The organism is Streptococcus infantis (genome assembly GCF_047460685.1).
Classification (GTDB): Bacteria; Bacillota; Bacilli; order Lactobacillales; family Streptococcaceae; genus Streptococcus; species Streptococcus infantis_AD.
Window position 1 is genome coordinate 1 of the sequence record NZ_JASHFS010000019.1, and the last position, 23,194, is coordinate 23,194.

Here is a 23,194-nt window from a genome sequence, read left to right on the forward strand (position 1 = left end):
TCACCTGAGTACAATCCTATTGAGAAAACATGGGCCCATATCAAAAAGCATCTCAAAAAGGTATTGCCAAGTTGTAGTACTTTTTTCGAGGCTCTTTTGTCTTGTTCTTGTTTCAATTGACTATAACATATGTACATGATCAGGCATTAAATGGCCCTCGATAATCTCAACACCTTTATAACTACATAATCGACGGAATATTTCTCCCAAACTACTTCGATATTGATTATAAATGACTTTTCGTCTATACTTAGGGGTGAACACAATGTGATACTTACAGTGCCACTTTTTGTGTGATAAAGTATGTGTCTTTTGTGCCATGGTTTTCTCCTTTCACTTTACAATTGGCTTGAACACTTTTATTGTATCGCGTTTGGAGTTTTTTTGGTATAACCTTCGATGCGCACCCGCATAGCGGGTGGTTTTTTTGTCTCGCACCTAACGGAGCGAGACGGACTGAAAGTCACATAATCAAAAACAATCCTGCAAGAATTCTTGCAGGATTTTCTTTTATATCAAACCTTCTAGAAGGCCTTTCATAAAGTTCTCAGAATTGAATTCACCGATATCATCGATTTTTTCACCAAAACCAATCAACTTAACAGGAATATTGAGTTCCTCACGGATAGCCAAAACAACACCACCTCGGGCAGTCCCATCAATCTTGGTTAAGACAATTCCTGTAACAGGAGTAATTTTTGAAAACTCTTTGGCTTGTACAAGAGCGTTTTGTCCTGTTGAGGCGTCAAGTGCTAGGAAGGTTTCATGCGGAGCTTCTGGCACGACACGTTTAATGATCCGACCAATTTTTTCCAACTCTGCCATCAAGTTTTCTTTGTTCTGCAGACGGCCAGCTGTATCAATCATGAGAATGTCAACACCTTCTGCTACTGCACGTTCCATCCCATCAAAGACAACACTAGCCGGATCTGCTTTTTCAGGTCCAGTAACCACAGGAACATCTACTCGACGACCCCATTCTGCTAACTGAGCAACTGCACCTGCACGGAAGGTATCCGCAGCAACAAGCATGACTTTCTTGCCTGCTTGCTTGTAGCGATGCGCTAATTTACCGATTGAAGTTGTTTTCCCGACACCATTAACACCTACAAAGAGCATGACTGTCAAGCCATCTTGGAAGTTAATGCTTTCATTGTATTGTCCATCTTTTTCGTAAAGCTCTACCAATTTTTCGATGATCACACGACGGAGGACATCTGGTTTCTTGGCATTTTCAAGCTTGGCTTCATAACGCAATTCTTCAGTGAGATTTGAAGCTACCTGTACACCAACGTCACTCATGATTAAGAGTTCTTCTAGTTCTTCGAAGAATTCTTCATCAACAGAGCGGAAGTTAGCAAAGAAAGCATTCAAACGAGCTCCAAAGCCCGTACGAGTTTTCTTGAGACTACGGTCATATTTTTCCTGTACAGTCTCTTGGACTTGAGGAGTTTCTTCGATTACTAGATCTTCTTCCACTTCATCAGAAGTGTCTAATTCCGTTTCGTCTGATTGAGCTTGATTAGTTTCTTCATCGTCGCTATCACTTGAAGGTACTTCTTCGACTGGTGACTCAGGTTCTTCTGCAACAAACTCCACTACTTCTTGAGAGCTGGCTTCAGTTTCTTCAACTTCTGTTAACTCTGACTCTTCCTGACAACAATGGCATTCAGTTTCTTCTTCAAACTGAGTCTCTTCTTCCTGAGGGGTTGCTATTGGTTCAACTGTTTCTAGAGTTGTTTCTGCTACTGGTTCTTCCGACTCACTAGCTTCTTTAGAATAAGTTTCCTCAAATTCTGAACTTTGGTCGATTTCTTCAGTATTTTTCACTTCAACTTCTTCAGTTCCAAGTGTTTCAACTTCCTCGCTAGGTTCTGTCAGATCCAAGTTTTCCAAAGCTTCTTTAACAACTTCTTCGATTTTTGGTTCTTCTTTTCTACCAAATAAACGGTCAAATAATCCCATACTTTAGTTCTCCTTCAGTACATATTTTTCAATGGCCCAGGCGACAGCTTCCTCGTCATTGGTCATAGGGGTTACTACATTTGCAACTTCCTTGACCTCAGGCACAGCATTTTGCATAGCAACACCGAGTCCTGCCCATTCAATCATGGAAAGGTCATTGGCCTCATCTCCACAAGCCATCACTTGACTTTGGTCAATTCCTAGATGGTCGATCAATTTAGCTAATCCAGTAGCCTTATGAATGTTCTTTGGTGACCATTCCAAAAGCATGTCGCGAGATTTAAAAATTTCATAATTGTTAAACAAGTCTGGTGAAATATTAGCAATTGCGGCATCCAGTGGTTCTTGGGCAAAAGCGGTCACACATTTGTTGTAGGTCATCTGACTAGACAAATCTTCAAAGTCAATTGGAACAAAAGTCAGAGCAGGATTAAATTTAGCATACAGACTCTCTTGATCTGATTGGATTTGGTAAACTGTACCTTCTGAAATGGCGTCTAAAGGAATGCCTAGTTTTTCAGTTTCCTCGTAAATACGTGTCACATCATCAATAGAGAATACTGTCTTATCAAGGATTTCACCCGTATTTTTCTGAACCAATCCACCATTAAAGGTGATAGTATACTCATCATCATGGCCGTCTGTTCCAAGCTCTTTGAGGAAGAAATCCATAGCCTTGAGGGGACGTCCAGTTGTCAGTACCACTTTCACTCCCTGTTCACGCGCAGCCTTTAAAGTTGCCTTAGTACGATCAGTCAATTTCTTGTCTGTCGTCAGCAAAGTCCCATCTAAGTCTAGGGCAATTAATTTAATATCTGCCATTATAATCCCTCCATATAAGCAATAACTGATTGGTCTTTGTGATGTCCGATAACTGTTTCAGCTAGTTCTAAAATCTCTGGACGAGCATTTTCAGGTGCTACCGGGTGCCCTACAACTTGCATCATGTGCAGATCATTAAGATTATCACCAAAGGCCATCACCTGGTCCATATCTAGATTCAATTTCTTAGCCAATTCGACAATAGCGACTCCCTTGTCAACATGGTCTAAAACGATGTCAATGGATTCAAAGCCTGTCGTCATAGCCTTGACCCCAGGAACATGTTCATTGACCCAAGCTTCTCCAGCGTCAACCGTTTCTTCAGTGAAGTTAGTTGTGAATTTGAAAATCTCATCGGTAATATCTTCCAGTCTGGCCACTTTTTGGATATTCTCATTATAATGATGGCTAAACATAAGATAGATTTCATCTACTGTATCTAAGACATAGCAAGCCTCTTTACCAGTCAAGAGCATCTTATTCTCATCAAAATAAGGTGAAGTCTTTAGCTTTTCAAATGTTGATAGGTAAAAATCACGAGGCATGGTTGCTTCATAAAGGTCCTCTCCATGAAAACGAACCAAACTACCATTTTCAGCAATAAAGATTATCTCATCTTTGACATCCGCAAAATGCTTTTCAAGTGACAAAAGCCCACGACCAGATGCAACAGCAAAATAGATTCCTTTTTCTTTATAAGAATGGAGCAACTTTTTCAGACGCTCCATATCAAATTGACCGGCACCATCCAAAAAAGTACCGTCCATATCCGTTGCTACTAATTTAATCATAAAATTCTTCATACTCCAATTAATAAATCTACCTTCTATTATACCACAGAAAAAGTAAAAAAAGACGTGCTGAATTGACACGTCTTTGTCTTCTATAAATAATCCCGTAGGCCCAATTTAAAGGCCAGGCTGATTTGCTTACTTTCTTTTAAATCCAACCTCTCAACACTTTTCTTCCAAAGTTCTTGATTGAAGTCTATTCTGAGAGTTCATCAGCTATTGCGTAAAAATTATCAATCTTTGGCTGAGATACATTTGTCACAATCATAAATAGCATATAGTTCTTGACATATAGTCTAACATATGAAAAAATACTTGTTGGAGGTTGATCATATGACTGAAAAAATCAAAAACTGGGTTAATATTTGCGTTTTGAAAAATCAAGAAATTTTATTACTTAATAGACAGCACGATAATTTTCCTGGCTGGATTCCACCGGGGGGAAAAGTTGAATTCCCTGAAAGTTTTTTTGAAGCTGCATTACGGGAACTTAAGGAAGAGACTGGACTCACTGCATTAAATCTTGAATTAAAAGGAATTTCAGGCTTTACTAATTCAATTGGTAATGAGAGATTTGTCTTCTATGACTTTTTATGTACTCAGTTTACTGGTGAACTAAGTACATCTGCTGAAGGTGAGCCAAAATGGTGGAATCTAAAAGATATTGATAAAATACCAATGCAAGATGAAATAAGAAAAAGGCTACCACTTTATTTAAGAAAAGGAAGCTTTGAAAGTATTAACTATTGGGATGATAATAAGAAATGCATTAGTGAAAACAAAACAATTTTATTTGACTAATATTCTCTACGGTATAATCAAGGGTATCTAATAAAAATCATCTACTCTAACAACTTTTTCCTTCTACCTATAGATAGCTAAAAAGCCTTGGAAACAGCTTATTCCAAGGCTTTCTTTGTATTTTATTGTATCAATTTCCTTATTCCGATTTCAGTTGTGACAAGTTTAATCATATATATTTCCATTCTCCGGTTAAAATTCTATCTTCTATTGGGCTAACTGTTATTAAAAATATAAGCCCTTCTCCACACTTTCCTGAATCAAGTCTTCCGTCAGTTTCCATAATTCTTCTGATTCACTTTTTATGAACTTTTTCTTTTCTAATACCATGTCTGCACTGATATTATCAGGATTATAATTGAATTCTGACACTTCTAAGTGATTTATCAGTGGTACCAAGGCATCGATCACTCTTGCATATCTTGCTTCAGCACTCTGCCCTTTTTCAAATTCCAACCACAAATTTTTCATATTCAAATATTTTTCTTCTGGAAGGAGGCTCATTGTTTTTTCTATAGATTCTAGTTCTCTGTCATGAGAATGGAGCTTTTTTTCATCATCAAACACCCAAGTATCTCCGGCATAAATCTCACCTAAATCATGAATCAATAACATAGAAGTGACTTTTTCCATATCCAATTTTTCAGGATAATAATCTTGAAAAACCATTGCAGCTATGGCACCCTGCCAGGAATGTTCGGCACTATTTTCAAATCTGCCATCAAGAGTTCTATTAAATCTTCTTACTGCCTTTAATTTCTCTATTTCTTTAATAAAATCAACTGAATGTTTCAAATTACTCATTGCTATTCCTACCTTATTCGAAATTACAAATATAATAGCAAAAATTAATCTTTACATCATTAATTTCCCGTATTTGCAAAAAAATAACGCCTAATCCACATGAGATTAGACGTTGATAAAATAACTCTCGCTTATTCATCAATTCAAGGTTCTCTTATCCATATTTGGCAAAGAGAGCTTGAACTTAATAATACAAAGTCGAATCACAAAGCCAACTATTGAGAGAATGATAAAGGCAGTAATTCTTGGAAAGTGAAGGACAAAGGCCAACCAGTAATAAATAACTCCGATTACGAAAGATAGAAGGGCATAAATGTCTTCTTTAAGAACACTCGGAACTTCGTTGATTAATAGGTCTCGGATAATACCTCCACCGGCTCCTGTTAGACAAGCCAAAATCCCTGCAGACATCAAATTTAGCTTACTATCCACTAAGGCTGTCGCTCCAATCAAGGAGAAAATAATCAACCCAATAGAGTCAAAGATGAGATAGGCTTCTCTCAACCACTTATAGAACTTTTTATCATGACTAGCATTGGCCTGTTTTGAAGTTACAAAGACATACATGATAACAGCTACTAGGATAGAGACATAAATGGGGCTAGGATCTGCTAGAGAAGCTGGAAAGCGACTAATAATGGAATCTCTTAGGATTCCTCCGCCTACTGCAGTTACAATTGCCAATAAACTGATTCCAAAAATATCTAAACGTTTACCGAATCCTTTGATGGCTCCTGACGCCGCAAAGGCTATAGTCCCAATATAATTACAGATCATTAGGAATAGATCAAAATCCATATAAGCTCCTCAAATTATTTTGTAACCCTTCCGACTTCTTGAAGGTTATTTAAATGCTTAGCTTAAAAATTTGTAACGAGCACTAACTAAGCATCCATATTCTCTAAATCTTTTAGTTTTACAGAGACAATCTTAGATACACCAGATTCTTGCATGGTCACCCCATAGATAGAGTCTGCTGCTGCCATGGTTCCCTTACGGTGGGTAACAACGATAAACTGGCTATCCTTGTCAAATCGGTTGAGATAATCCCCAAAGCGTTTAACGTTTGCTTCATCAAGTGCAGCTTCTACTTCATCCAAGATAACAAATGGGATGGTCTTGACCCGAATGATTGAGAAGAGCAAAGCCAGAGCTGACAAAGCCTTCTCTCCACCACTCATGAGATTGAGAGATTGGATTTTTTTACCTGGTGGTTGAACAGAGATTTCGACACCTGCTGTCAATAAATCACCTTCTGTCAGAATTAGGTCTGCTTGTCCACCTCCAAACATCTGTTTGAAAGTCACCTTAAAGGACTCACGAATAGCTTCAAAGGTTGATTTAAAGCGTTCCTTCACTTCATCATTCATCTCTGTAATGGTCTCAAGAAGCAAGTTTTTAGCAGAAAGAATATCGTCTCGCTGACTATTCAAGAACTCCAAGCGTTCGTGTACTTCGTCAAACTGTTCAATGGCATCCAAATTAACAGGACCAAGTGAACGGATAGATTTTTCTAAATCCTTGACCTCTTGTTCAGCCATAGCTAAATCTTCCAATTGGTTGGCTTGTTCTAACGCTTCAGTATAACTAATCTGGTATTCTTCAGTCAGTTGACCTTGAAGATAGCGAAGGCGGTCCGTAATCTTCTCTTTAGTTGCTTCTGCACGTGTTTGCTTACGAATCCATTCTTCATTTTGCTGACGAGCTTGTTCTAAATGACTGGCTATATCATCCAACTGTCCTTCAATATCATCCAGTTCAAACTGCTTACGAATGAGCCCTTGTTGAATTTCTTCCTTCTGACTCTTGGCTTCTGCTTCCTGCTTGGCCAAAAGTTCTGTATCAACCTTTTCAAGATTGTCTACCTTTTCTTGGAGAAGGCGTTCAATCTCTTCTTGCTCCAAATCAAGGTTCTCAAGTTCTTTGTTAATCCGTTCAATATCTGCAACTTCATAACGTTTTCGCCCCATCATTTCTGTTTTGAGCAGACGTTCTTGAGAAAGTTTATCCTGCAAGCTTTGATAACGTTCTTGAATCGCATTTTTATTGGACTTGATTTCTTCAATTTCTGATTCAAGCTTTTGCTTTTCAGTTGAAATAACTGCAAGACGTTCTTGGCATTTTTCTTTTTCAGTTTGCCAATCTCCACCTCTGAGATTGTTTAATTCTTTTTCCTGAAGTTCTAAAAGTGTTGCTAGTTCCTCGACTTGCTGGCTAGTTTGTTGATAAGCAAGATATAAGCCCTGCTCCTCTATACGAGCTTGCTCTCCTTTAGACTTAATAGTTTCCAAAGTCTGAGTGAGGGTAGCTAAGTTTTCTTGAACTGTTTTCAGTTTTTCTTCTTCCTGACGAATCAACTTTTCTTCTTGAGCAATTTCTTTTTGCAATTGCTCCAATTCAGGCTTGATAAAAATACTGTTATTTTGACGATTGGCACCACCAGCATAAGAACCACCTGTTCGCAATTCTGTACCATCTAGCGTTACCATTCGAACCTGATAACGTACCTTGCGAGCTGCATCACGCGCATGCTCTACCGTATCAAAGATTGCTGTTGTAGCTAGCAAGTTTTTAAATATAGCTTCATGCTTGGCATCAAAAGTAACCAATTCATCTGCCATGCCAAGAAAACCTGGACTTGAGGCAATCACATCTTGATTCTGCCCAGAAATGCTACGAGCCTTAATCGTTGTCAAAGGTAGGAAGGTAGCGCGACCAGCTCGGTTTCTCTTAAGAAAATCGATGGCCTTTGTTGCTGCCTGTTCATCTTCAACGATAATGTGTTGGCTACTTGCACCAAGAGCAATTTCAAGTGCTGTCTGATAACGAACATCAAAGGTTAAATGTTCACTAACAGCTCCAACAATACCTCCTAGGCGATTTTTCTCTTGTAAAACACTCTTAACACCTGCATAGAAATTACTATGGTTTTTAAGGATGTTTTCCAAACTTTGTGCCTTGGCCTGCTTGTTTTTCAGACTATCCAAGCGATCAAATAGTTGATTTTGCTGGCTTTGATAAGCCTGCTTTTGTGCTTCTTCTTCTTTGGCACTGGTTTGATAGTCAGCGAGTAAGTTCTGTACTTCTTCTTTAGCAGACTTTAGGGCAAGCTCTTGATCAGCAGCCTTAGACTTGGCAGTAGCCAATTGTTCCTTCAAGGATGCGAATTGTTCTTCTTGCTTTTGAGTCTGTTGGCGACTATTTTCAAGGTCATTCTCAATCCGTGTCAATTGGTTAGACACATCCGCTTCTTCCTGCAAGAAAGCAACAAAGCGCTCCCGCAGTTGCTCAATCATCTGATCTGGATCATCAGAAAAAGCTAACAAATCAGCTTCTAAACGATTGACTTCCTTAGTATTGACTGCTAGATTTTCTTCTAACTGACTGAGATTTGTTTCTTTTTCTTCCTTCTCTTGAATGAGAACATTTCTCTTTTCGTCCAAACTAGCCAAACGAGTCTGTGCCTCTTGTTGATTGAGAGCAACCTGCTCTGTCTCCAGTTTAGACAAGGCCAATTTCCGTTCTAAATCACTGATTAGGGCAGTCAAATCCATCAAACTAGTTTGATCTTTAGCCATCTCTGCTTGTAAATCATGACGTTTCTTTTTGAGAGTTTGGTTCTCTTCTTCTAAGTCTTGACGTTTTTGATAATAACTAGTCAACAGTTCTTGGACTTGGTTTAATTCTTCTTCTGTCACATCCAATTCAGCCTTATTGGCTTGAATTTGTGCAACTAAAACATCCAAGTAGATGGCTTTACGCTGACCGTCCAAGTCCATAAATTTACGAGCTGTTGCTGCTTGCTTTTCTAATGGTTTGATTTGATTGTCTAACTCATAGATGATGTCTTCCAAGCGGTCTAAATTGTCCTGAGTTTGTTGCAGCTTGCTTTCAGTTTCTTTTCGACGGGTTTTATACTTCAAGACTCCGGCAGCTTCTTCAAAGATAGCGCGGCGTTCCTCAGGCTTAGAGTTAAAGATTTCTTCGACCTTCCCTTGGGAAATAATAGAGAAGGAATCACGTCCAAGTCCAGTATCCAAGAAAAGGTCATGAATATCACGAAGACGAACTTTTTTACCGTCAATCTTGTATTCACTGTCTCCAGTACGATAGATGTGACGCTCCACCTTGATTTCCTGGCCTGCATCCTTGATAAAACCATCTTGGTTATCCAAAGTAACAATAACAGAAGCGTAGTTTAGAGGCTTCCGACTTTCTGTTCCTGCAAAGATGACATCAGGCATCTTCCCGCCACGAAGACTCTTGACACTAGATTCACCAAGTGCCCAACGGAGGCTTTCAGTGATATTTGATTTCCCAGAGCCATTTGGTCCTACAACCGCCGTCACCCCTTGGTCAAAAACAACCTTGGTCTTGTCAGCAAAGGACTTAAACCCTTGGATCTCAATTTCCTTTAAATACATGAATCCAGCCCTTTCTCAACTGCATTTTTAGCGGCTTCCTGCTCTGCTAATTTTTTGGAGCGTCCTTGACCGGAACCTAAACTTTGCCCCTCAACAAGGACTTCAACCTCAAACATCTTATCATGGGCTGGTCCAATCTCTGAAATCACCTGATAACGAATATCAACATCTCCATTAACTTGGAGCAATTCTTGAAGGTGAGTCTTATAATCCTTGATCATCTCAAAATCGCCAGCTTCAACCTTAGGAATCATGACTTGGTAGATAAAGGTTTTTACAGTCTTTATATCCTTGTCTAAAAGCAGAGCACCCAAAAAGGCTTCAAAAGCATCACCCAAGATGGTATCTCGGTTACGACCACCAGACTTTTCCTCCCCCTTACCTAGCTTGATAAACTGGTCAAACTGACAATCACGGGCAAAACCAGCCAAACTCTCCTCACGGACAATCATAGCACGGAGTTTTGACAAGTCCCCTTCTGGTTTTTTAGGGTATTTTTTAAACAGATATTCTGAAATCAATAATTGCAGAACAGCGTCTCCTAAAAATTCCAAGCGTTCGTTGTGTGAAATTTTTAAGAGGCGGTGCTCATTGGCATAACTGGTATGGGTAAAAGCTGTTTCAAGTAAGCTTTTATCTGTAAAAACAAGCTCAAAACGGTCTTGTAACACTGATTCTAATTCTTTCATGATTACCTCTTTCTAAATCATTATAATCCTATCCATTATATCAAAAAAAGCCTTCATAGTCAGAAAAGAACAGTGAAAAGCTTATTTTCTAACTTCTAGCTAAAATCAGCCCCCAGCTAGCGGATTGGGCTTTTTTTTGGTATAATAAATCTTATGGAAATTGAAAAAACCAATCGAATGAATGCTCTGTTTGAGTTTTATGCAGCCCTTTTGACTGATAAGCAGATGAACTATATCGAACTCTACTATGCTGATGACTATAGTTTGGCTGAAATCGCTGAAGAGTTCGGCGTTAGTCGTCAGGCTGTTTATGATAATATCAAACGAACTGAAAAGATTCTTGAAGATTATGAGATGAAGCTCCATATGTACTCTGACTACATTGTTCGCAGTCAGATTTTTGATCAGATTTTGGAGCGTTATCCAGAGGATACTTTTCTGCAAGAGCAAATTGAGATTTTGACCAGTATTGATAATCGGGAGTAATCATGGAAAATCTTGTCGTTTATAAAGGAATACCCTGTAAATTATTAGCTGCAGAGGAACCATTTCCTAGTCGACTACAGATTATCTCGCCCAATCATATCTCCAAAGCTATGCAAATAGGTTTTAGCTGTTGGGGATATCCAAATGAAATCATGAAAGAAGTCACACCCGAAGAACTAGAGTGTTTGCAACATTTCGGACGATTTCCATTGAATTGAAAAAATAGGAGAAAATAATGGCATTTGAAAATTTAACAGAACGTTTGCAGAACGTCTTTAAAAACCTACGTAAAAAAGGAAAAATTACAGAGAGCGATATCCAAGAAGCAACCAAAGAAATTCGTCTGGCTCTTTTAGAGGCTGACGTTGCTCTGCCAGTTGTTAAGGACTTTATCAAGAAGGTTCGTGAACGTGCGATCGGGCATGAAGTCATTGATACCCTTAATCCAGCTCAACAAATCATCAAGATTGTTAATGAAGAATTAACGGAAATTCTTGGTTCAGACACAGCCGAGATTATCAAGTCACCAAAAATTCCAACCATTATCATGATGGTCGGTTTGCAAGGAGCTGGTAAAACAACTTTTGCAGGTAAACTTGCTAACAAACTTAAAAAGGAAGAGGATGCTCGTCCTTTGATGATTGCAGCCGATATCTATCGTCCTGCTGCTATTGACCAGTTGAAAACACTGGGACAACAAATTGATGTTCCCGTCTTTGCTCTTGGTACTGAAGTTCCTGCAGTTGAGATTGTTCGCCAAGGTTTGGAGCAAGCCAAAGCCAACCATAACGACTATGTTTTGATTGATACGGCAGGTCGTTTGCAAATTGACGAACTTCTCATGAATGAGCTTCGTGACGTTAAAGCACTTGCTCAACCAAATGAGATTCTCTTGGTCATCGATGCCATGATTGGTCAGGAAGCTGCCAACGTTGCGCGTGAATTTAACGCTCAGTTGGAAGTGACTGGTGTCATCCTTACAAAGATTGATGGTGATACTCGTGGTGGTGCGGCCCTTTCTGTTCGTCACATCACTGGAAAACCAATCAAGTTCACTGGTACTGGTGAAAAGATTACTGACATTGAAACCTTCCACCCAGATCGTATGGCCAGCCGTATTCTCGGTATGGGAGATATGCTGACTCTGATTGAGAAAGCTTCCCAAGAATACGACGAGCAAAAAGCCCTTGAAATGGCTGAAAAGATGCGAGAAAACACCTTTGATTTCAACGATTTCATCGATCAGTTGGATCAGGTGCAAAATATGGGACCAATGGAAGATTTGCTCAAGATGATTCCAGGTATGGCCAACAATCCTGCCCTTCAAAATATGAAGGTGGATGAAAAACAAATTGCTCGCAAACGTGCCATCGTCTCTTCTATGACTCCAGAAGAACGTGAAAACCCAGACTTGCTTACTCCAAGTCGCCGTCGTCGTATCGCTGCCGGTTCTGGTAATACCTTTATCGAAGTCAACAAGTTCATCAAGGACTTCAACCAAGCTAAACAACTCATGCAAGGTGTCATGTCTGGTGACATGAACAAGATGATGAAACAGATGGGCATCAACCCTAACAATCTTCCTAAAAATATGCCTGGAGGTATGGATATGTCAGCCCTTGAAGGTATGATGGGACAAGGTGGTATGCCTGACTTGTCAGCTCTTGGAGGAGCAGGAATGCCTGACATGAGCCAAATGTTTGGTGGAGGTCTCAAGGGAAAAATCGGGGAATTTGCTATGAAGCAATCCATGAAACGCATGGCCAATAAAATGAAAAAAGCTAAGAAAAAACGCAAATAAAAGGGACTCGCTTGAGTCCTTTTTTAGTTATTTCGAAGTTTTTCCAGAGTCTCTTTAAAGATATCTGGGATTTCGGAAGTAAATTCCATAGTTTCCCCTGTTCTTGGATGGGTAAATCCAAGTGTCTTGGCATGGAGAAATTGCCCATGTCCTTTCAAGGTTTTACGAGGGCCATAGACCTCATCGCCAGCGACAGGATGACCGATATAAGCCATGTGCACACGAATTTGATGAGTCCGTCCTGTTTCCAGTTGCAATTCCAGCAAGGTATAATCACCAAAGCGCTCCAAGACTTGGAATCGTGTCACTGCTGGTTTCCCTTTTGCAGTCACAGCTTGTTTCTTACGGTCTTTTTCACTACGTCCGATTGGTGCTTCAATCACACCACGGTCATTTGGAAGATTTCCATGAACGATGGCCCAATATTTACGAAGAGACTTCTTGTCCTTCAATTCTTGAGCTAGTGCTAAATGGGCATCATCGTTTTTAGCAATCATCAAGAGACCTGAAGTATCTTTATCAATACGATGGACAATCCCTGGACGCAATACACCATTGATGCCTGATAGGTCCTTGATGTGGTACATAAGGGCGTTAACCAAGGTACCACTGGTATGACCAGCGCTTGGATGAACAACCATACCTTGAGGTTTATTGACTACTGCTACATCCTCATCTTGATAAATGATTTCTAGAGGAATATCTTCAGCTACATACTCCAAAACTTCTGGTTCTGGAACTTGATAAGTGATAACATCCCCTTCTTGAACCGAGTACTTAGCTTTTTTAACCTGACCATTGACCAAGACTTGACCTGATTTGATTTGTTCATTGGCGAGACTACGGGACAATTCTGTCAAATCTGACAAAGCCTTATCTAAGCGTAGTCCACCTGTTTCAATTTTAATTTCCATTCATTTCCTCTTTTAGCATTGCAAGCAATAATACAATCACTCCGACCGTCAGATAACTATCAGCTACATTGAATATGGCAAAATTAACAAAGTCTAAGTGAAACATATCCACGACAAAGCCTTGACTGATGCGATCGATAAAGTTTCCCAGACCACCTGCAATAATCAAGACCAATCCAAAGACTGTCCAGAAAGAATCCTCTATATGCTTATGAAGATACCAGATAGCTCCAACCATGACTACCAAGGTAATCACTGCAAAAAACCACTGTTGATCTTGTAGCATCGAAAAGGCAGCTCCTCTATTTTGCAGATAGGTTAAACTAACTAGATTTGGGATCCATGACTTGATTTCACCAAGAGCAATATTTTGAACGACGTACGCCTTTACAAATTGATCTAAGATAATCAAGGCTGCTATAATCCCTGCAATTATTCCTCTTTTTTTCATGCTTTCCTCTTCTGATCAAAATACTCTTGCATAACCTCTACAAATAAAGTCCCTGCTTGGCTCAAGTCTACTTCCTCACGTTTTACATAAACCATGCGATTATTGAGATTATCATTTAATGGAATAACGGTAATCCCGTTCACACTGTCGCTATCTAAGAATCCAGAACCAGTCGCATAAGCATTTGTTCTTTCAAGAATCCCATTTAAGGTAGCACGGTCAGTTACATTAAACATTTGAGAGCTAGCACTTGTATCTACAAAGTTCTCTGAGTAATAAAGATACTCATCCTTTTCCTGTGTGAATCGAACTGTTGGTAAATCAGCTAAATCTTCCATGACCAACTCTTTTTTCTTGGCTAAAGGATGCCCTTCACGCAGATAGATATGGGTTTGGAAAGGAATCAACTCAATCACTTCAAGTCCTAACTTTTCAACCCGTTGCATGATTCCCTTTTGGTTTTGATTGTTAAGGTAGATAATCCCAATCTCACTATGTCCTTGGGCTACTTCATCCAAAATCTGAACAGTTGTTGATTCAAAAATACGGAAATTCTTATAGTCAGGATATTGTTGCGAAAAAGCTGTAATGGTTGGTGGCAAGAAATCATAGTGCTGGCTGGCTATTGAAAACTCATCTTTCTCCTCTTCAGGATTGGCATACTGATTTTGGAAAACATCAAATCCTTTAACCAACTCTTGTGCCTTTTCATAAAATTCCATCCCACGACGTGTAAGAAAAGTTCCTGAACTGGTTCTGCGGAAAATCTTGAAGCCAAGCTCTTTTTCCAAGTCTCTTACAGAAATAGATAGACTCGGCTGGCTAACGTACATTTTCTCAGCAGCTTCACGAAAAGTACCACTATTAGCAATAGCTACAACGTAGCGTAATTGTTGAATATTCATGATTTCTCCTTCGTTTTCTATCTTATCATTATACCATAAATAAAGCCTATCTAACAAAGGAAAATCATAAGACAGTTATACTCTTCGAAAATCAAATTCAAACCGCGTCAACGTCGCCTTGCCGTACTCAAGTACAGCCTGCGGCTAGTTTCCTAGTTTGCTCTTTGATTTTCATTGAGTATTACTTCTAAGAAAAGCAAACAAAAAACACCTTTCAAGTTAGATGAAATTCTAACCCCAAGGTGTCGTTATTAAGATTATTTAGCTGCTGCGTAGAGTTCGTCTACTTTATTCCAGTTAATAACTGAGAAGAAAGCTTTGATATAGTCAGGACGAACGTTGCGGTATTTCACGTAGTAGGCATGTTCCCAAACGTCCAAGCCCAAGATTGGTTTTTTACCTTCTGAGATTGGTGTATCTTGGTTTGCTGTTGAAGTCACTTCAAGTTTACCTTCTTTGTTAACAACCAACCATGCCCATCCAGAACCAAAACGAGTTGTTGCTGCTGCAGTGAATGCTGCTTGGAATTCTTCGAATGAACCAAATGTTGCATCAATTGCGGCTGCAAGTTCTGCTGAAGGAGCTGTTTTTTCAGGAGTCATCAATTCCCAGAAAAGAGCATGGTTCAAGTGGCCACCACCATTATTGATAAGAGCTTGACGAATATCTGCAGGGATAGATTCAACATCTGCAAGCAAAGCTTCAAGGTCTTCACCGATTTCAGGGTGTTTTTCAAGAGCTGCATTTGCGTTATTTACATATGCTTGGTGATGTTTGTCATGGTGTAAATGCATTGTTTCAGCATCAATATATGGTTCCAAGGCGTCGTAAGCGTATGGAAGATCTGGTAAGATAATAGCCATCTGTAATACCTCTTTTTCTTTCTATATAAAAATGATAACACAAACAACCTTTTTTTTCAAGTTATTTGCTCAATTTGACTGGCTCGCAATCTGCAATAAAGCCTTCTCAAACAAGTACCCTTTTTCGTAAACACCAGTCTTAATTTGATAATCTGCCTGAATGAGATAACGAATAGAATCTTGCAGGAACTTCAGGGACAACCCTCGCGTGTCACGAAGGGCAAATTTGATTTGATAGGGATTCGGATTGCGACCAAGATAATGACCCAAACTGCTAACCATCTGTGATTCTGTCTGACCAGACTCTTGCAATATTTTTACTTGGGTATAGAGTCTAAACTGCCCCAGCATAATGGCAATCAGTTTAATCTCATCTTCACCCTGTAGGGTCAAATCTTTAACTAAGTCCCTTGCCTGATCTATCTTCTTAGTCAATATTAACTGAGTTAAATCAAAGATATTATCCTGCAAAGTCTTTGGTATGGCCTCAACAATGTCTTCTTCGGTAATTCGGTCATCATCCTTATAAGACTGTAAGAAGAGTAGATTTTTCTGAATTTCACTGAATTGAAAACCTGATTTGATAAGCAACTGTTCGAAGGATTTTCCATCAAAGGTCAGTCCTTGTTCCTGAGTCCACTTTTGAAAATAAGCACGCATCTCTTGTTCTTTTGGCTCGATGGCTTCAAAAATCTTGGCATCCCTCTTTAGAATTTTAACTAGACGGCGCTTGCTGTCTAGTTTACCTTCAGCAAAAATAACTAATTTACTCGTCGGAGATGGATTTTCCAAATATTCTTCAAAAGCCTTAAGCTCATCATCAGATAGATAGCGTTTTTTAGCTGTTGTTATATCAAGAAAATGATCTAAAATAACAATTTTTTCATCCGCAAAGAAAGGAAGACTGACCAGCTCTAGTTCCAAGCTTTTGTAGTCTACTTCTTTCATATCAAAATAAGCAAAGTTCAAATCAGCAGAATCGTAGCCGATTTGCTTTAGCACCTGAGTTTTCATGATTTCATACTGTCCTTGATCAGGGCCTGTAAACAAGGTCAAACTAGGTAAATTTGATAAAGATAGCTTTTGGCTTTCTTCTATTGCTAGCATCATTTCTCCTTTCTTTTTAGTTTTGCTTTTATTTAATCAATATAATTCAATTTACCACGGAAATCTTCAAGGTTTTCATAACCTTTTTCCGTCATAATTTCTTTGAGTTCCTTAGTAATACGTTCAAAAGCACCCACACCTTCTTTATGTAGGGTAGTTCCTACCTGCACCATGCTGGCACCACATAGGATATGTTCAAAAGCATCACGTCCTGTTAATACTCCACCAGTTCCGATGATTTGAATTTCTGGATTCAAGCGTTGATAAAAAGCATGGACATTAGCAAGAGCTGTTGGTTTGATATATTCTCCACCAATCCCACCAAAGCCATTCTTAGGACGAATCACGACTGACTCATCTTCTATATAAAGACCATTTCCAATAGAGTTAACACAATTGACAAACTTGAGCGGATATTTGTTAAAGATCGCTGCAGCCTGGTCAAAATGAACAATATCAAAATAAGGTGGAAGCTTAATTCCTAATGGTTTTGTAAAATACTCAAAGACTTCTGACAAGATACGGTCTGTTGTTTCAAAATCATAGGCAATCTGAGGTTTACCTGGAACATTTGGGCATGAAAGATTAAGCTCAGTTAGACCACGAAAATCACTCTCTTGACCCTTTTTCAAAATGGTATGAGTTTCCTCTGGAGACATTCCAACTAATGATAAAAAGAAGGTACGGTTCGGTTCCTTTTCTTGTAACTCTAAAAGATAGTTTAAGTAATAATCTAAACCATTATTTGGTAGCCCCATAGAGTTGATAGAACCGAGTGGAACATCTTGATAACGTGGTTCTGGATTTCCCTGACGAAATTCCAAGGTTGCTGTTTTAGTGACAAAGGTTCCTGCTGCTGAGTTTTTGACACCTTCCAACTCCTCAACTGTCATACAAGCAACTCCTGCCGCATTCATCAAGCAATTGTCAAACTCAAAACCATCAATCTGTGTTTTAGTTGATACCATGATTCTGTTCCTCCAGATTCCTTTTTATGTTTAATATTATACCATACTTTGACTTTTGCTTTTCAATAAAACCATTTCCATAGAAAATGTTCGTTTTTTAGCAAGTTTTGAATCAGTTGTATCAAATTGAAAGAATTTTTAGAAAATTTGTGTTTTTTTCTTTACACTGAAAAAATTTTCTGCTATAATGACTCATGTAATAAAATATGACAACAAAAAGGAGAACGATATGACATCTGCTAAAGAATATATCCAAAGCGTGTTTGAAACTGTAAAAGCTCGTAACGGGCATGAGGCTGAATTTCTCCAGGCGGTTGAAGAATTCTTCAGCACTTTGGAGCCTGTCTTTGAAAAACACCCTGAGTATATTGAAGAAAATATCTTGGCACGTATCACTGAGCCAGAGCGCGTAATTTCTTTCCGTGTTCCTTGGGTTGACCGTGATGGAAAAGTTCAAGTTAACCGTGGTTACCGTGTTCAATTCAACTCAGCTGTTGGACCATACAAAGGCGGACTTCGTTTCCACCCAACTGTTAACCAAGGAATCTTGAAATTCCTCGGATTCGAACAAATCTTTAAAAACGTTTTGACTGGACTTCCAATCGGTGGAGGTAAAGGTGGATCAGACTTCGATCCTAAAGGCAAAACTGATGCTGAAGTGATGCGCTTCTGCCAAAGCTTCATGACTGAATTGCAAAAATACATCGGACCATCTCTTGACGTACCTGCTGGTGATATCGGTGTTGGTGGACGTGAGATTGGTTACCTTTACGGACAATACAAACGCCTCAACCAATTTGATGCTGGTGTCTTGACTGGTAAACCTCTTGGATTTGGTGGTAGCTTGATTCGTCCAGAAGCAACTGGTTACGGTTTGGTTTACTACACTGAAGAAATGCTTAAAGCTAACGGCAACAGCTTTGCTGGTAAGAAAGTAGTTATTTCAGGTTCTGGTAACGTAGCACAATACGCTCTTCAAAAAGCAACTGAACTTGGTGCGACTGTTATCTCTGTATCTGACTCAAATGGTTATGTCATCGATGAAAATGGTATCGACTTTGACCTTCTTACAGACGTTAAAGAAAAACGCCGTGCTCGTTTGACTGAGTACGCTGCAGAAAAACCAACTGCTACTTACTACGAAGGTTCTGTATGGACTTACACTGGTAACTATGACATCGCTCTTCCATGTGCGACTCAAAACGAAATCAACGGCGAAGCTGCGAAACGCTTGGTTGCTCAAGGAGTTATCTGTGTATCTGAAGGAGCTAACATGCCTAGCGACCTTGAAGCTATCAAAGTCTACAAGGAAAATGGAATCCTTTACGGACCTGCTAAAGCTGCCAATGCTGGTGGGGTAGCTGTATCAGCTCTTGAAATGAGCCAAAACAGCCTTCGCCTTTCATGGACACGTGAAGAAGTGGACGGTCGTTTGAGAGATATCATGACTAACATCTTCAACACAGCTAAAACAACTGCAGAAACTTACGGTCTTGGAACTGACTACCTTGCAGGTGCTAACATTGCAGCCTTTGAAAACGTAGCAAACGCTATGATCGCTCAAGGGATTGTTTAATTCCTAGTAACTATATAACTCCTCACATCTCGTGTGAGGAGTTTTTTCTTATACATAAAAAAAGACCTACCCTACTGGATAGATCTTTGTTATCTTACAATTTACCTGCTACTGCATCCAACAATTCTTGGATTTTCGCTTGGTTGCTTCCTCCTGCCATGGCCATGTCTGGTTTACCACCACCACGTCCATCGACGATTGGAGCTAATTCTTTAACCAAGTTACCTGCGTGGATGTCTTTGTTCTTGCTGGCTACAAGGACATTGACCTTATCACCGATAGCTGCGACAAGAACAAGAACATCAGAGTAATCTTTTTGTTTCCAGTTATCCGCAAAGGTACGAAGGGCACCTGCATCTGATACAGATACTTGGCTGGCAATGTAACGGTGACCGTTTGCTTCTTGAACATTCTTGAAGACATCACCTGCTGCCGCTGCCGCTGCTTTTTCCTTCAATTCTGCATTTTCTTTTTGCAATTGACGAAGTTGTTCTTGAAGTCCTTCAACTTTGTGAGGTACTTCTTTGAGTTGAGGAGCTTTCAAGGTTGCTGCGACTGCTTTCAGTGCATCTTCTTGGTCACGATAAGCTTCAAAGGCCTCTTTACCAGTCACTGCCAAGATACGACGAGTTCCTGATCCGATACCTTCTTCTTTGACAATCTTGAAGAGACCAATTTCAGAAGTATTGCCAACGTGAGTACCACCACAAAGCTCTACTGAATAGTCCCCGATAGTGACTACGCGAACTTCCTTACCGTATTTCTCACCGAAGAGGGCCATAGCTCCCATTTCTTTAGCTGTGTCAATATCAGTCTCAACTGTTTCTACTGCGATGGCTTCCCAAATCTTCTCATTGACTTGTTGTTCAATAGCACGCAATTCTTCTGGAGTCACGGCTTGGAAGTGAGTGAAGTCAAAGCGAAGGAATTCTACTTCATTAAGTGAACCTGCTTGAGTTGCATGATGGCCAAGAATATTGTGAAGAGCTGCATGAAGCAAGTGAGTGGCTGTGTGGTTCTTCATGACACGATGACGACGATTGCTATCGATGGCCAAAGTGTATTCTTGGTTCAGAGCAAGAGGAGCAAGAACTTCAACGGTGTGCAATGCTTGTCCGTTTGGTGCTTTTTGAACGTCTGTTACAGTCGCTACGACATTTCCTGCAGCATCCAAGATTTGACCATGGTCCGCAACTTGTCCACCCATTTCAGCGTAGAAAGGTGTCTCTGCAAAGATAAGTGACGCAGTTCCTTCTGATACAGCTTCTACTTCAGCATTGTCCGCTACGATAGCAACCAACTTAGAAGACAATTGACTAGCATTGTAGTTGAAGACACTTTCTACAGTGATGTTTTGAAGGGTTTCATTTTGCATACCCATAGATCCGCCTTTGACAGCAGAGGCACGTGCACGCTCTTGTTGTTCCTTCATAGCTGCTTCAAAACCTTCACGGTCTACAGTCATACCAGCTTCTTCAGCGATTTCTTCTGTCAACTCTACTGGAAATCCGTATGTATCATAGAGTTTAAAGACATCTGCACCAGCGATGACAGATTGTCCTTTAGCTTTCAAGTCTGCTACGATGCCTTGGGCAAAGTGTTGACCTGAGTGAAGAGTACGAGCAAATGACTCTTCTTCGCTCTTAACGATTTTTTCGATAAAGTCACGTTTTTCTAGCACTTCTGGGTAGTAGCTTTCCATGATTTTTCCAACAGTTGGAACGAGTTTATAAAGGAAAGGTTCGTTGATACCCAATTTTTGACCATGCATAGAGGCACGACGGAGGAGACGACGAAGGACATAACCACGACCTTCATTTCCAGGAAGGGCACCATCACCAATCGCAAATGAAAGAGAACGGATGTGGTCTGCAATAACCTTGAAGCTCATGTTGTCGCCATCTTGGTCGTAAACCTTACCAGATAATTTCTCAACTTCACGGATAATTGGCATGAAGAGGTCTGTTTCAAAGTTAGTCTTAGCCCCTTGGATCACTGCTACCAAACGCTCTAAACCAGCGCCCGTATCAATGTTTTTGTGTGGCAATTCTTTGTACTCGCTACGAGGAACAGCTGGGTCAGCGTTAAATTGTGACAAAACGATGTTCCAGATTTCGATATAACGGTCATTTTCGATATCTTCTGCAAGAAGACGAAGACCGATGTTTTCTGGGTCAAAGGCTTCTCCACGGTCGAAGAAGATTTCTGTATCAGGTCCAGAAGGTCCTGCACCGATTTCCCAGAAGTTGTCCTCGATTGGAATCAAGTGACTTGGATCCACGCCCACTTCAATCCAGCGATTGTAAGAATCTGTATCAGCTGGGTAGTAGGTCATGTAGAGTTTTTCTTTGGGGAAGTCAAACCATTCAGGACTTGTCAGAAGCTCATATGCCCATGTAATTGCTTCGTCACGGAAGTAATCTCCGATAGAGAAGTTCCCCAACATTTCAAACATGGTATGGTGACGAGCAGTCTTTCCTACGTTTTCGATATCATTGGTACGGATGGCTTTTTGCGCATTGGTAATACGTGGGTTTTCAGGAATGATGGTTCCGTCAAAGTATTTCTTGAGGGTAGCAACTCCTGAATTGATCCACAAAAGTGTTGGGTCGTTTACTGGAACCAAGCTAACGGATGGTTCTACTGAGTGGCCTTTTGTAGCCCAGAAATCAAGCCACATTTGGCGAACTTGCGCACTAGATAATTGTTTCATATGTATCTCCTTTTTACTAATTTGATTGGCTTTCTAGCATTTCCACATAGTCGATAGCAACGCAGAGGGAAATGACTAGGTCTGCATAAGATTCGTCATAGACGGTTACAGTATAGGTAGAGGTTAAATGGAAAAGTTCCTTGGTAATCTCAGCAATCACTTGGTCACGGTCACGATCATCCAGCAATTTAAAATTCAAATCCCAGACATTTCCTTCGATACGAAGACCGAGATTATCAAACTCATACTTATCTCTGAAGAAAGTCAACTTCTTTCGGATATAAAAATGATCGCCATTACTGAGTTGAATCTCAAAACGAGGTAGGAAAGTTAAGACTTCCTTACTAATCTCACTGACCTGTTCACCAGCAGCATCATAGATGGTAAAGGTTTTAGGAATCTTAAAAAATGAACCTTCAACCTGATAGGCGACATTGCCCATTTCATCCTTGATATCAAAGCGTTCACCACCTAGGCGAAATTTTTGTTTGACAAGAAATGTTCTCATAAACACCTCCAAAAATAAAAGACAAATCCATATCACGAAGGGCGAAAAACCGCGGTACCACCTTCATTCAATGAACTTGTCATTCTTTGATTCTTATGCAATTGTTACAATCGAGTAGCATGATTTTCTATCTTAGATGGCTCGCAGCACCGCCAATTCTCTGAACTAAGATGGAGAGAAAATCAATTCTCAACTTTCTCATTATATCGTTTTTTTAAGTCTGCGTCAACTGGAAATAATCCTCATTTAAATAACCAACTCCCTACATCTCTGATTACTTTTTCAGGATATATTTTTTCTTACTGCCATTTTTCTTTTTATCCCAACTTTTATCCCAAATTTTCGAATTGCTATACATAAATACGAAAATATTTGCAAATATAAAGTAACCTATCACCAAATGTATGGAATCAGTTGTTAGGTATTGTCGATCCAAGCCATCCTTTAAATGGAATAGTATAATTGTTTCGTTAACAATCAAAAAGGTTGGCCAATAACTTTTTTTGAAAAAAGTAGACATTTTCATGATTTGTTACCGCTTTCTATTATTATAAACTTAGTATACTACTAGGCTATAAAATAAGCAAATAGGATAGTAAAAATACA

Annotated in this window: 21 protein-coding genes and 2 pseudogenes; 6 read left to right on the forward strand and 17 right to left on the reverse strand. The window is 39.7% G+C overall.

From position 1 onward, the window contains the following. Positions 1 to 120 (forward strand): annotated as a pseudogene (locus QM917_RS09155) (IS630 family transposase); the annotation flags it as partial. Positions 121 to 123: 3 nt separating this feature from the next. Here QM917_RS09155 and tnpA read toward each other — a convergent pair. The 4 genes and pseudogenes from tnpA to QM917_RS09175 form a co-directional block, all read right to left on the reverse strand. Further along, a pseudogene (gene tnpA / locus QM917_RS09160) lies at positions 124 to 321 on the reverse strand (IS200/IS605 family transposase); the annotation flags it as partial. Between the two features lie 189 nt (positions 322 to 510). Further along, positions 511 to 1,965 (reverse strand): signal recognition particle-docking protein FtsY, encoded by a 1,455-nt coding sequence (ftsY, locus tag QM917_RS09165; RefSeq protein WP_414285517.1) that lies wholly within the window; start codon positions 1,963 to 1,965, stop codon positions 511 to 513. 3 nt (positions 1,966 to 1,968) lie between these two features. Continuing rightward, positions 1,969 to 2,787 (reverse strand): Cof-type HAD-IIB family hydrolase, encoded by an 819-nt coding sequence (locus tag QM917_RS09170; RefSeq protein WP_414285518.1) that lies wholly within the window; start codon positions 2,785 to 2,787, stop codon positions 1,969 to 1,971. Further along, the gene (locus tag QM917_RS09175) at positions 2,787 to 3,578 is read right to left on the reverse strand and encodes a Cof-type HAD-IIB family hydrolase (RefSeq protein ID WP_414285519.1); all 792 of its coding nucleotides are present in this window, start codon (positions 3,576 to 3,578) and stop codon (positions 2,787 to 2,789) included. The genes QM917_RS09170 and QM917_RS09175 overlap by 1 nt, the downstream gene beginning before the upstream one ends. 333 nt (positions 3,579 to 3,911) lie before the next feature. Here QM917_RS09175 and QM917_RS09180 point away from each other — a divergent pair, with 333 nt between their 5' ends. Beyond that, positions 3,912 to 4,379 (forward strand): 8-oxo-dGTP diphosphatase, encoded by a 468-nt coding sequence (locus QM917_RS09180; protein WP_000136624.1) that lies wholly within the window; start codon positions 3,912 to 3,914, stop codon positions 4,377 to 4,379. A gap of 225 nt (positions 4,380 to 4,604) precedes the next feature. On the opposite strand, the gene QM917_RS09185 is transcribed toward QM917_RS09180, so the two are convergent. The 4 genes from QM917_RS09185 to rnc all read right to left on the reverse strand — a co-directional run bounded on the left by QM917_RS09185 (position 4,605) and on the right by rnc (position 10,296). Further along, positions 4,605 to 5,183 (reverse strand): HD domain-containing protein, encoded by a 579-nt coding sequence (locus QM917_RS09185; protein WP_414285520.1) that lies wholly within the window; start codon positions 5,181 to 5,183, stop codon positions 4,605 to 4,607. A 138-nt stretch (positions 5,184 to 5,321) separates the two neighbouring features. Continuing rightward, a complete protein-coding gene (locus tag QM917_RS09190) occupies positions 5,322 to 5,981 on the reverse strand; it encodes a trimeric intracellular cation channel family protein (protein WP_000344917.1) in 660 nt (219 codons plus the stop codon). An 86-nt stretch (positions 5,982 to 6,067) separates the two neighbouring features. Further along, positions 6,068 to 9,607: a chromosome segregation protein SMC gene (smc, locus tag QM917_RS09195; protein WP_281335005.1), complete on the reverse strand. Its 3,540-nt coding sequence runs from the start codon at positions 9,605 to 9,607 to the stop codon at positions 6,068 to 6,070. Beyond that, on the reverse strand, positions 9,598 to 10,296 hold the full coding sequence (gene rnc, locus QM917_RS09200) for a ribonuclease III (RefSeq protein ID WP_371607651.1): 699 nt from the start codon (positions 10,294 to 10,296) through the stop codon (positions 9,598 to 9,600). The genes smc and rnc overlap by 10 nt, the downstream gene beginning before the upstream one ends. A 153-nt stretch (positions 10,297 to 10,449) precedes the next feature. Here rnc and QM917_RS09205 point away from each other — a divergent pair, with 153 nt between their 5' ends. From QM917_RS09205 to ffh, 3 genes are read left to right on the forward strand one after another with little or no spacing between them, the layout of a single operon-like run. Next, positions 10,450 to 10,782: a putative DNA-binding protein gene (locus QM917_RS09205; protein ID WP_000402065.1), complete on the forward strand. Its 333-nt coding sequence runs from the start codon at positions 10,450 to 10,452 to the stop codon at positions 10,780 to 10,782. 2 nt (positions 10,783 to 10,784) lie between these two features. After that, positions 10,785 to 11,000 (forward strand): 2-oxoglutarate:acceptor oxidoreductase, encoded by a 216-nt coding sequence (locus tag QM917_RS09210; protein ID WP_311523697.1) that lies wholly within the window; start codon positions 10,785 to 10,787, stop codon positions 10,998 to 11,000. A 17-nt stretch (positions 11,001 to 11,017) separates the two neighbouring features. Then, the gene (ffh, locus tag QM917_RS09215; RefSeq protein ID WP_414285521.1) at positions 11,018 to 12,583 is read left to right on the forward strand and encodes a signal recognition particle protein; all 1,566 of its coding nucleotides are present in this window, start codon (positions 11,018 to 11,020) and stop codon (positions 12,581 to 12,583) included. A 23-nt stretch (positions 12,584 to 12,606) separates the two neighbouring features. Here the strand turns inward: ffh and QM917_RS09220 are convergent, their stop codons facing one another. The 6 genes from QM917_RS09220 to QM917_RS09245 all read right to left on the reverse strand — a co-directional run bounded on the left by QM917_RS09220 (position 12,607) and on the right by QM917_RS09245 (position 17,791). Continuing rightward, positions 12,607 to 13,497: an RluA family pseudouridine synthase gene (locus tag QM917_RS09220; RefSeq protein WP_414285522.1), complete on the reverse strand. Its 891-nt coding sequence runs from the start codon at positions 13,495 to 13,497 to the stop codon at positions 12,607 to 12,609. Next, positions 13,487 to 13,948 (reverse strand): signal peptidase II, encoded by a 462-nt coding sequence (lspA, locus tag QM917_RS09225; protein WP_301560011.1) that lies wholly within the window; start codon positions 13,946 to 13,948, stop codon positions 13,487 to 13,489. The genes QM917_RS09220 and lspA overlap by 11 nt, the downstream gene beginning before the upstream one ends. Then, entirely contained in the window at positions 13,945 to 14,853 is a 909-nt protein-coding gene (locus QM917_RS09230; RefSeq protein ID WP_049526940.1) for a LysR family transcriptional regulator, read from the reverse strand. Before QM917_RS09230 ends, lspA begins: the two co-directional genes overlap by 4 nt. A gap of 257 nt (positions 14,854 to 15,110) precedes the next feature. Continuing rightward, positions 15,111 to 15,716 (reverse strand): superoxide dismutase SodA, encoded by a 606-nt coding sequence (gene sodA / locus QM917_RS09235; RefSeq protein WP_000974725.1) that lies wholly within the window; start codon positions 15,714 to 15,716, stop codon positions 15,111 to 15,113. Between the two features lie 69 nt (positions 15,717 to 15,785). After that, positions 15,786 to 16,823, reverse strand: a complete 1,038-nt coding sequence (gene holA / locus QM917_RS09240) for a DNA polymerase III subunit delta (RefSeq protein WP_414285523.1) — start codon at positions 16,821 to 16,823, stop codon at positions 15,786 to 15,788. 32 nt (positions 16,824 to 16,855) lie between these two features. Continuing rightward, positions 16,856 to 17,791: a dihydroorotate oxidase gene (locus QM917_RS09245; protein ID WP_414285524.1), complete on the reverse strand. Its 936-nt coding sequence runs from the start codon at positions 17,789 to 17,791 to the stop codon at positions 16,856 to 16,858. A 229-nt stretch (positions 17,792 to 18,020) separates the two neighbouring features. On the opposite strand from QM917_RS09245, the gene gdhA reads away from it, so the two are divergent. Next, entirely contained in the window at positions 18,021 to 19,367 is a 1,347-nt protein-coding gene (gene gdhA / locus QM917_RS09250) for an NADP-specific glutamate dehydrogenase (RefSeq protein ID WP_414285525.1), read from the forward strand. A 94-nt stretch (positions 19,368 to 19,461) separates the two neighbouring features. Here gdhA and alaS read toward each other — a convergent pair whose 3' ends face one another. The 3 genes from alaS to QM917_RS09265 form a co-directional block, all read right to left on the reverse strand. Beyond that, complete coding sequence (alaS, locus tag QM917_RS09255; RefSeq protein ID WP_414285526.1) at positions 19,462 to 22,080, reverse strand: alanine--tRNA ligase; 2,619 nt, start codon at positions 22,078 to 22,080, stop codon at positions 19,462 to 19,464. A 16-nt stretch (positions 22,081 to 22,096) separates the two neighbouring features. Beyond that, complete coding sequence (locus QM917_RS09260; RefSeq protein ID WP_414285527.1) at positions 22,097 to 22,588, reverse strand: LURP-one-related/scramblase family protein; 492 nt, start codon at positions 22,586 to 22,588, stop codon at positions 22,097 to 22,099. Between the two features lie 274 nt (positions 22,589 to 22,862). Continuing rightward, on the reverse strand, positions 22,863 to 23,114 hold the full coding sequence (locus QM917_RS09265) for a hypothetical protein (RefSeq protein WP_414285528.1): 252 nt from the start codon (positions 23,112 to 23,114) through the stop codon (positions 22,863 to 22,865). Positions 23,115 to 23,194: the final 80 nt, after the last annotated feature.

What these genes read in the sequence shown, in the direction of transcription:
- QM917_RS09205 (WP_000402065.1), top strand. Translation starts at nt 10,450, where the DNA reads ATGGAAATTGAAAAAACCAATCGAATGAATGCTCTGTTTGAGTTTTAT.
- QM917_RS09265 (WP_414285528.1), bottom strand. Translation starts at nt 23,114, where the DNA reads ATGAAAATGTCTACTTTTTTCAAAAAAAGTTATTGGCCAACCTTTTTG.
- QM917_RS09230 (WP_049526940.1), bottom strand. Translation starts at nt 14,853, where the DNA reads ATGAATATTCAACAATTACGCTACGTTGTAGCTATTGCTAATAGTGGT.
- QM917_RS09185 (WP_414285520.1), bottom strand. Translation starts at nt 5,183, where the DNA reads ATGAGTAATTTGAAACATTCAGTTGATTTTATTAAAGAAATAGAGAAA.
- QM917_RS09245 (WP_414285524.1), bottom strand. Translation starts at nt 17,791, where the DNA reads ATGGTATCAACTAAAACACAGATTGATGGTTTTGAGTTTGACAATTGC.
- sodA (WP_000974725.1), bottom strand. Translation starts at nt 15,716, where the DNA reads ATGGCTATTATCTTACCAGATCTTCCATACGCTTACGACGCCTTGGAA.
- QM917_RS09175 (WP_414285519.1), bottom strand. Translation starts at nt 3,578, where the DNA reads ATGATTAAATTAGTAGCAACGGATATGGACGGTACTTTTTTGGATGGT.
- rnc (WP_371607651.1), bottom strand. Translation starts at nt 10,296, where the DNA reads ATGAAAGAATTAGAATCAGTGTTACAAGACCGTTTTGAGCTTGTTTTT.
- ftsY (WP_414285517.1), bottom strand. Translation starts at nt 1,965, where the DNA reads ATGGGATTATTTGACCGTTTATTTGGTAGAAAAGAAGAACCAAAAATC.
- QM917_RS09220 (WP_414285522.1), bottom strand. Translation starts at nt 13,497, where the DNA reads ATGGAAATTAAAATTGAAACAGGTGGACTACGCTTAGATAAGGCTTTG.
- alaS (WP_414285526.1), bottom strand. Translation starts at nt 22,080, where the DNA reads ATGAAACAATTATCTAGTGCGCAAGTTCGCCAAATGTGGCTTGATTTC.
- lspA (WP_301560011.1), bottom strand. Translation starts at nt 13,948, where the DNA reads ATGAAAAAAAGAGGAATAATTGCAGGGATTATAGCAGCCTTGATTATC.
- QM917_RS09260 (WP_414285527.1), bottom strand. Translation starts at nt 22,588, where the DNA reads ATGAGAACATTTCTTGTCAAACAAAAATTTCGCCTAGGTGGTGAACGC.
- holA (WP_414285523.1), bottom strand. Translation starts at nt 16,823, where the DNA reads ATGCTAGCAATAGAAGAAAGCCAAAAGCTATCTTTATCAAATTTACCT.
- QM917_RS09190 (WP_000344917.1), bottom strand. Translation starts at nt 5,981, where the DNA reads ATGGATTTTGATCTATTCCTAATGATCTGTAATTATATTGGGACTATA.
- gdhA (WP_414285525.1), top strand. Translation starts at nt 18,021, where the DNA reads ATGACATCTGCTAAAGAATATATCCAAAGCGTGTTTGAAACTGTAAAA.
- smc (WP_281335005.1), bottom strand. Translation starts at nt 9,607, where the DNA reads ATGTATTTAAAGGAAATTGAGATCCAAGGGTTTAAGTCCTTTGCTGAC.
- ffh (WP_414285521.1), top strand. Translation starts at nt 11,018, where the DNA reads ATGGCATTTGAAAATTTAACAGAACGTTTGCAGAACGTCTTTAAAAAC.
- QM917_RS09170 (WP_414285518.1), bottom strand. Translation starts at nt 2,787, where the DNA reads ATGGCAGATATTAAATTAATTGCCCTAGACTTAGATGGGACTTTGCTG.
- QM917_RS09180 (WP_000136624.1), top strand. Translation starts at nt 3,912, where the DNA reads ATGACTGAAAAAATCAAAAACTGGGTTAATATTTGCGTTTTGAAAAAT.
- QM917_RS09210 (WP_311523697.1), top strand. Translation starts at nt 10,785, where the DNA reads ATGGAAAATCTTGTCGTTTATAAAGGAATACCCTGTAAATTATTAGCT.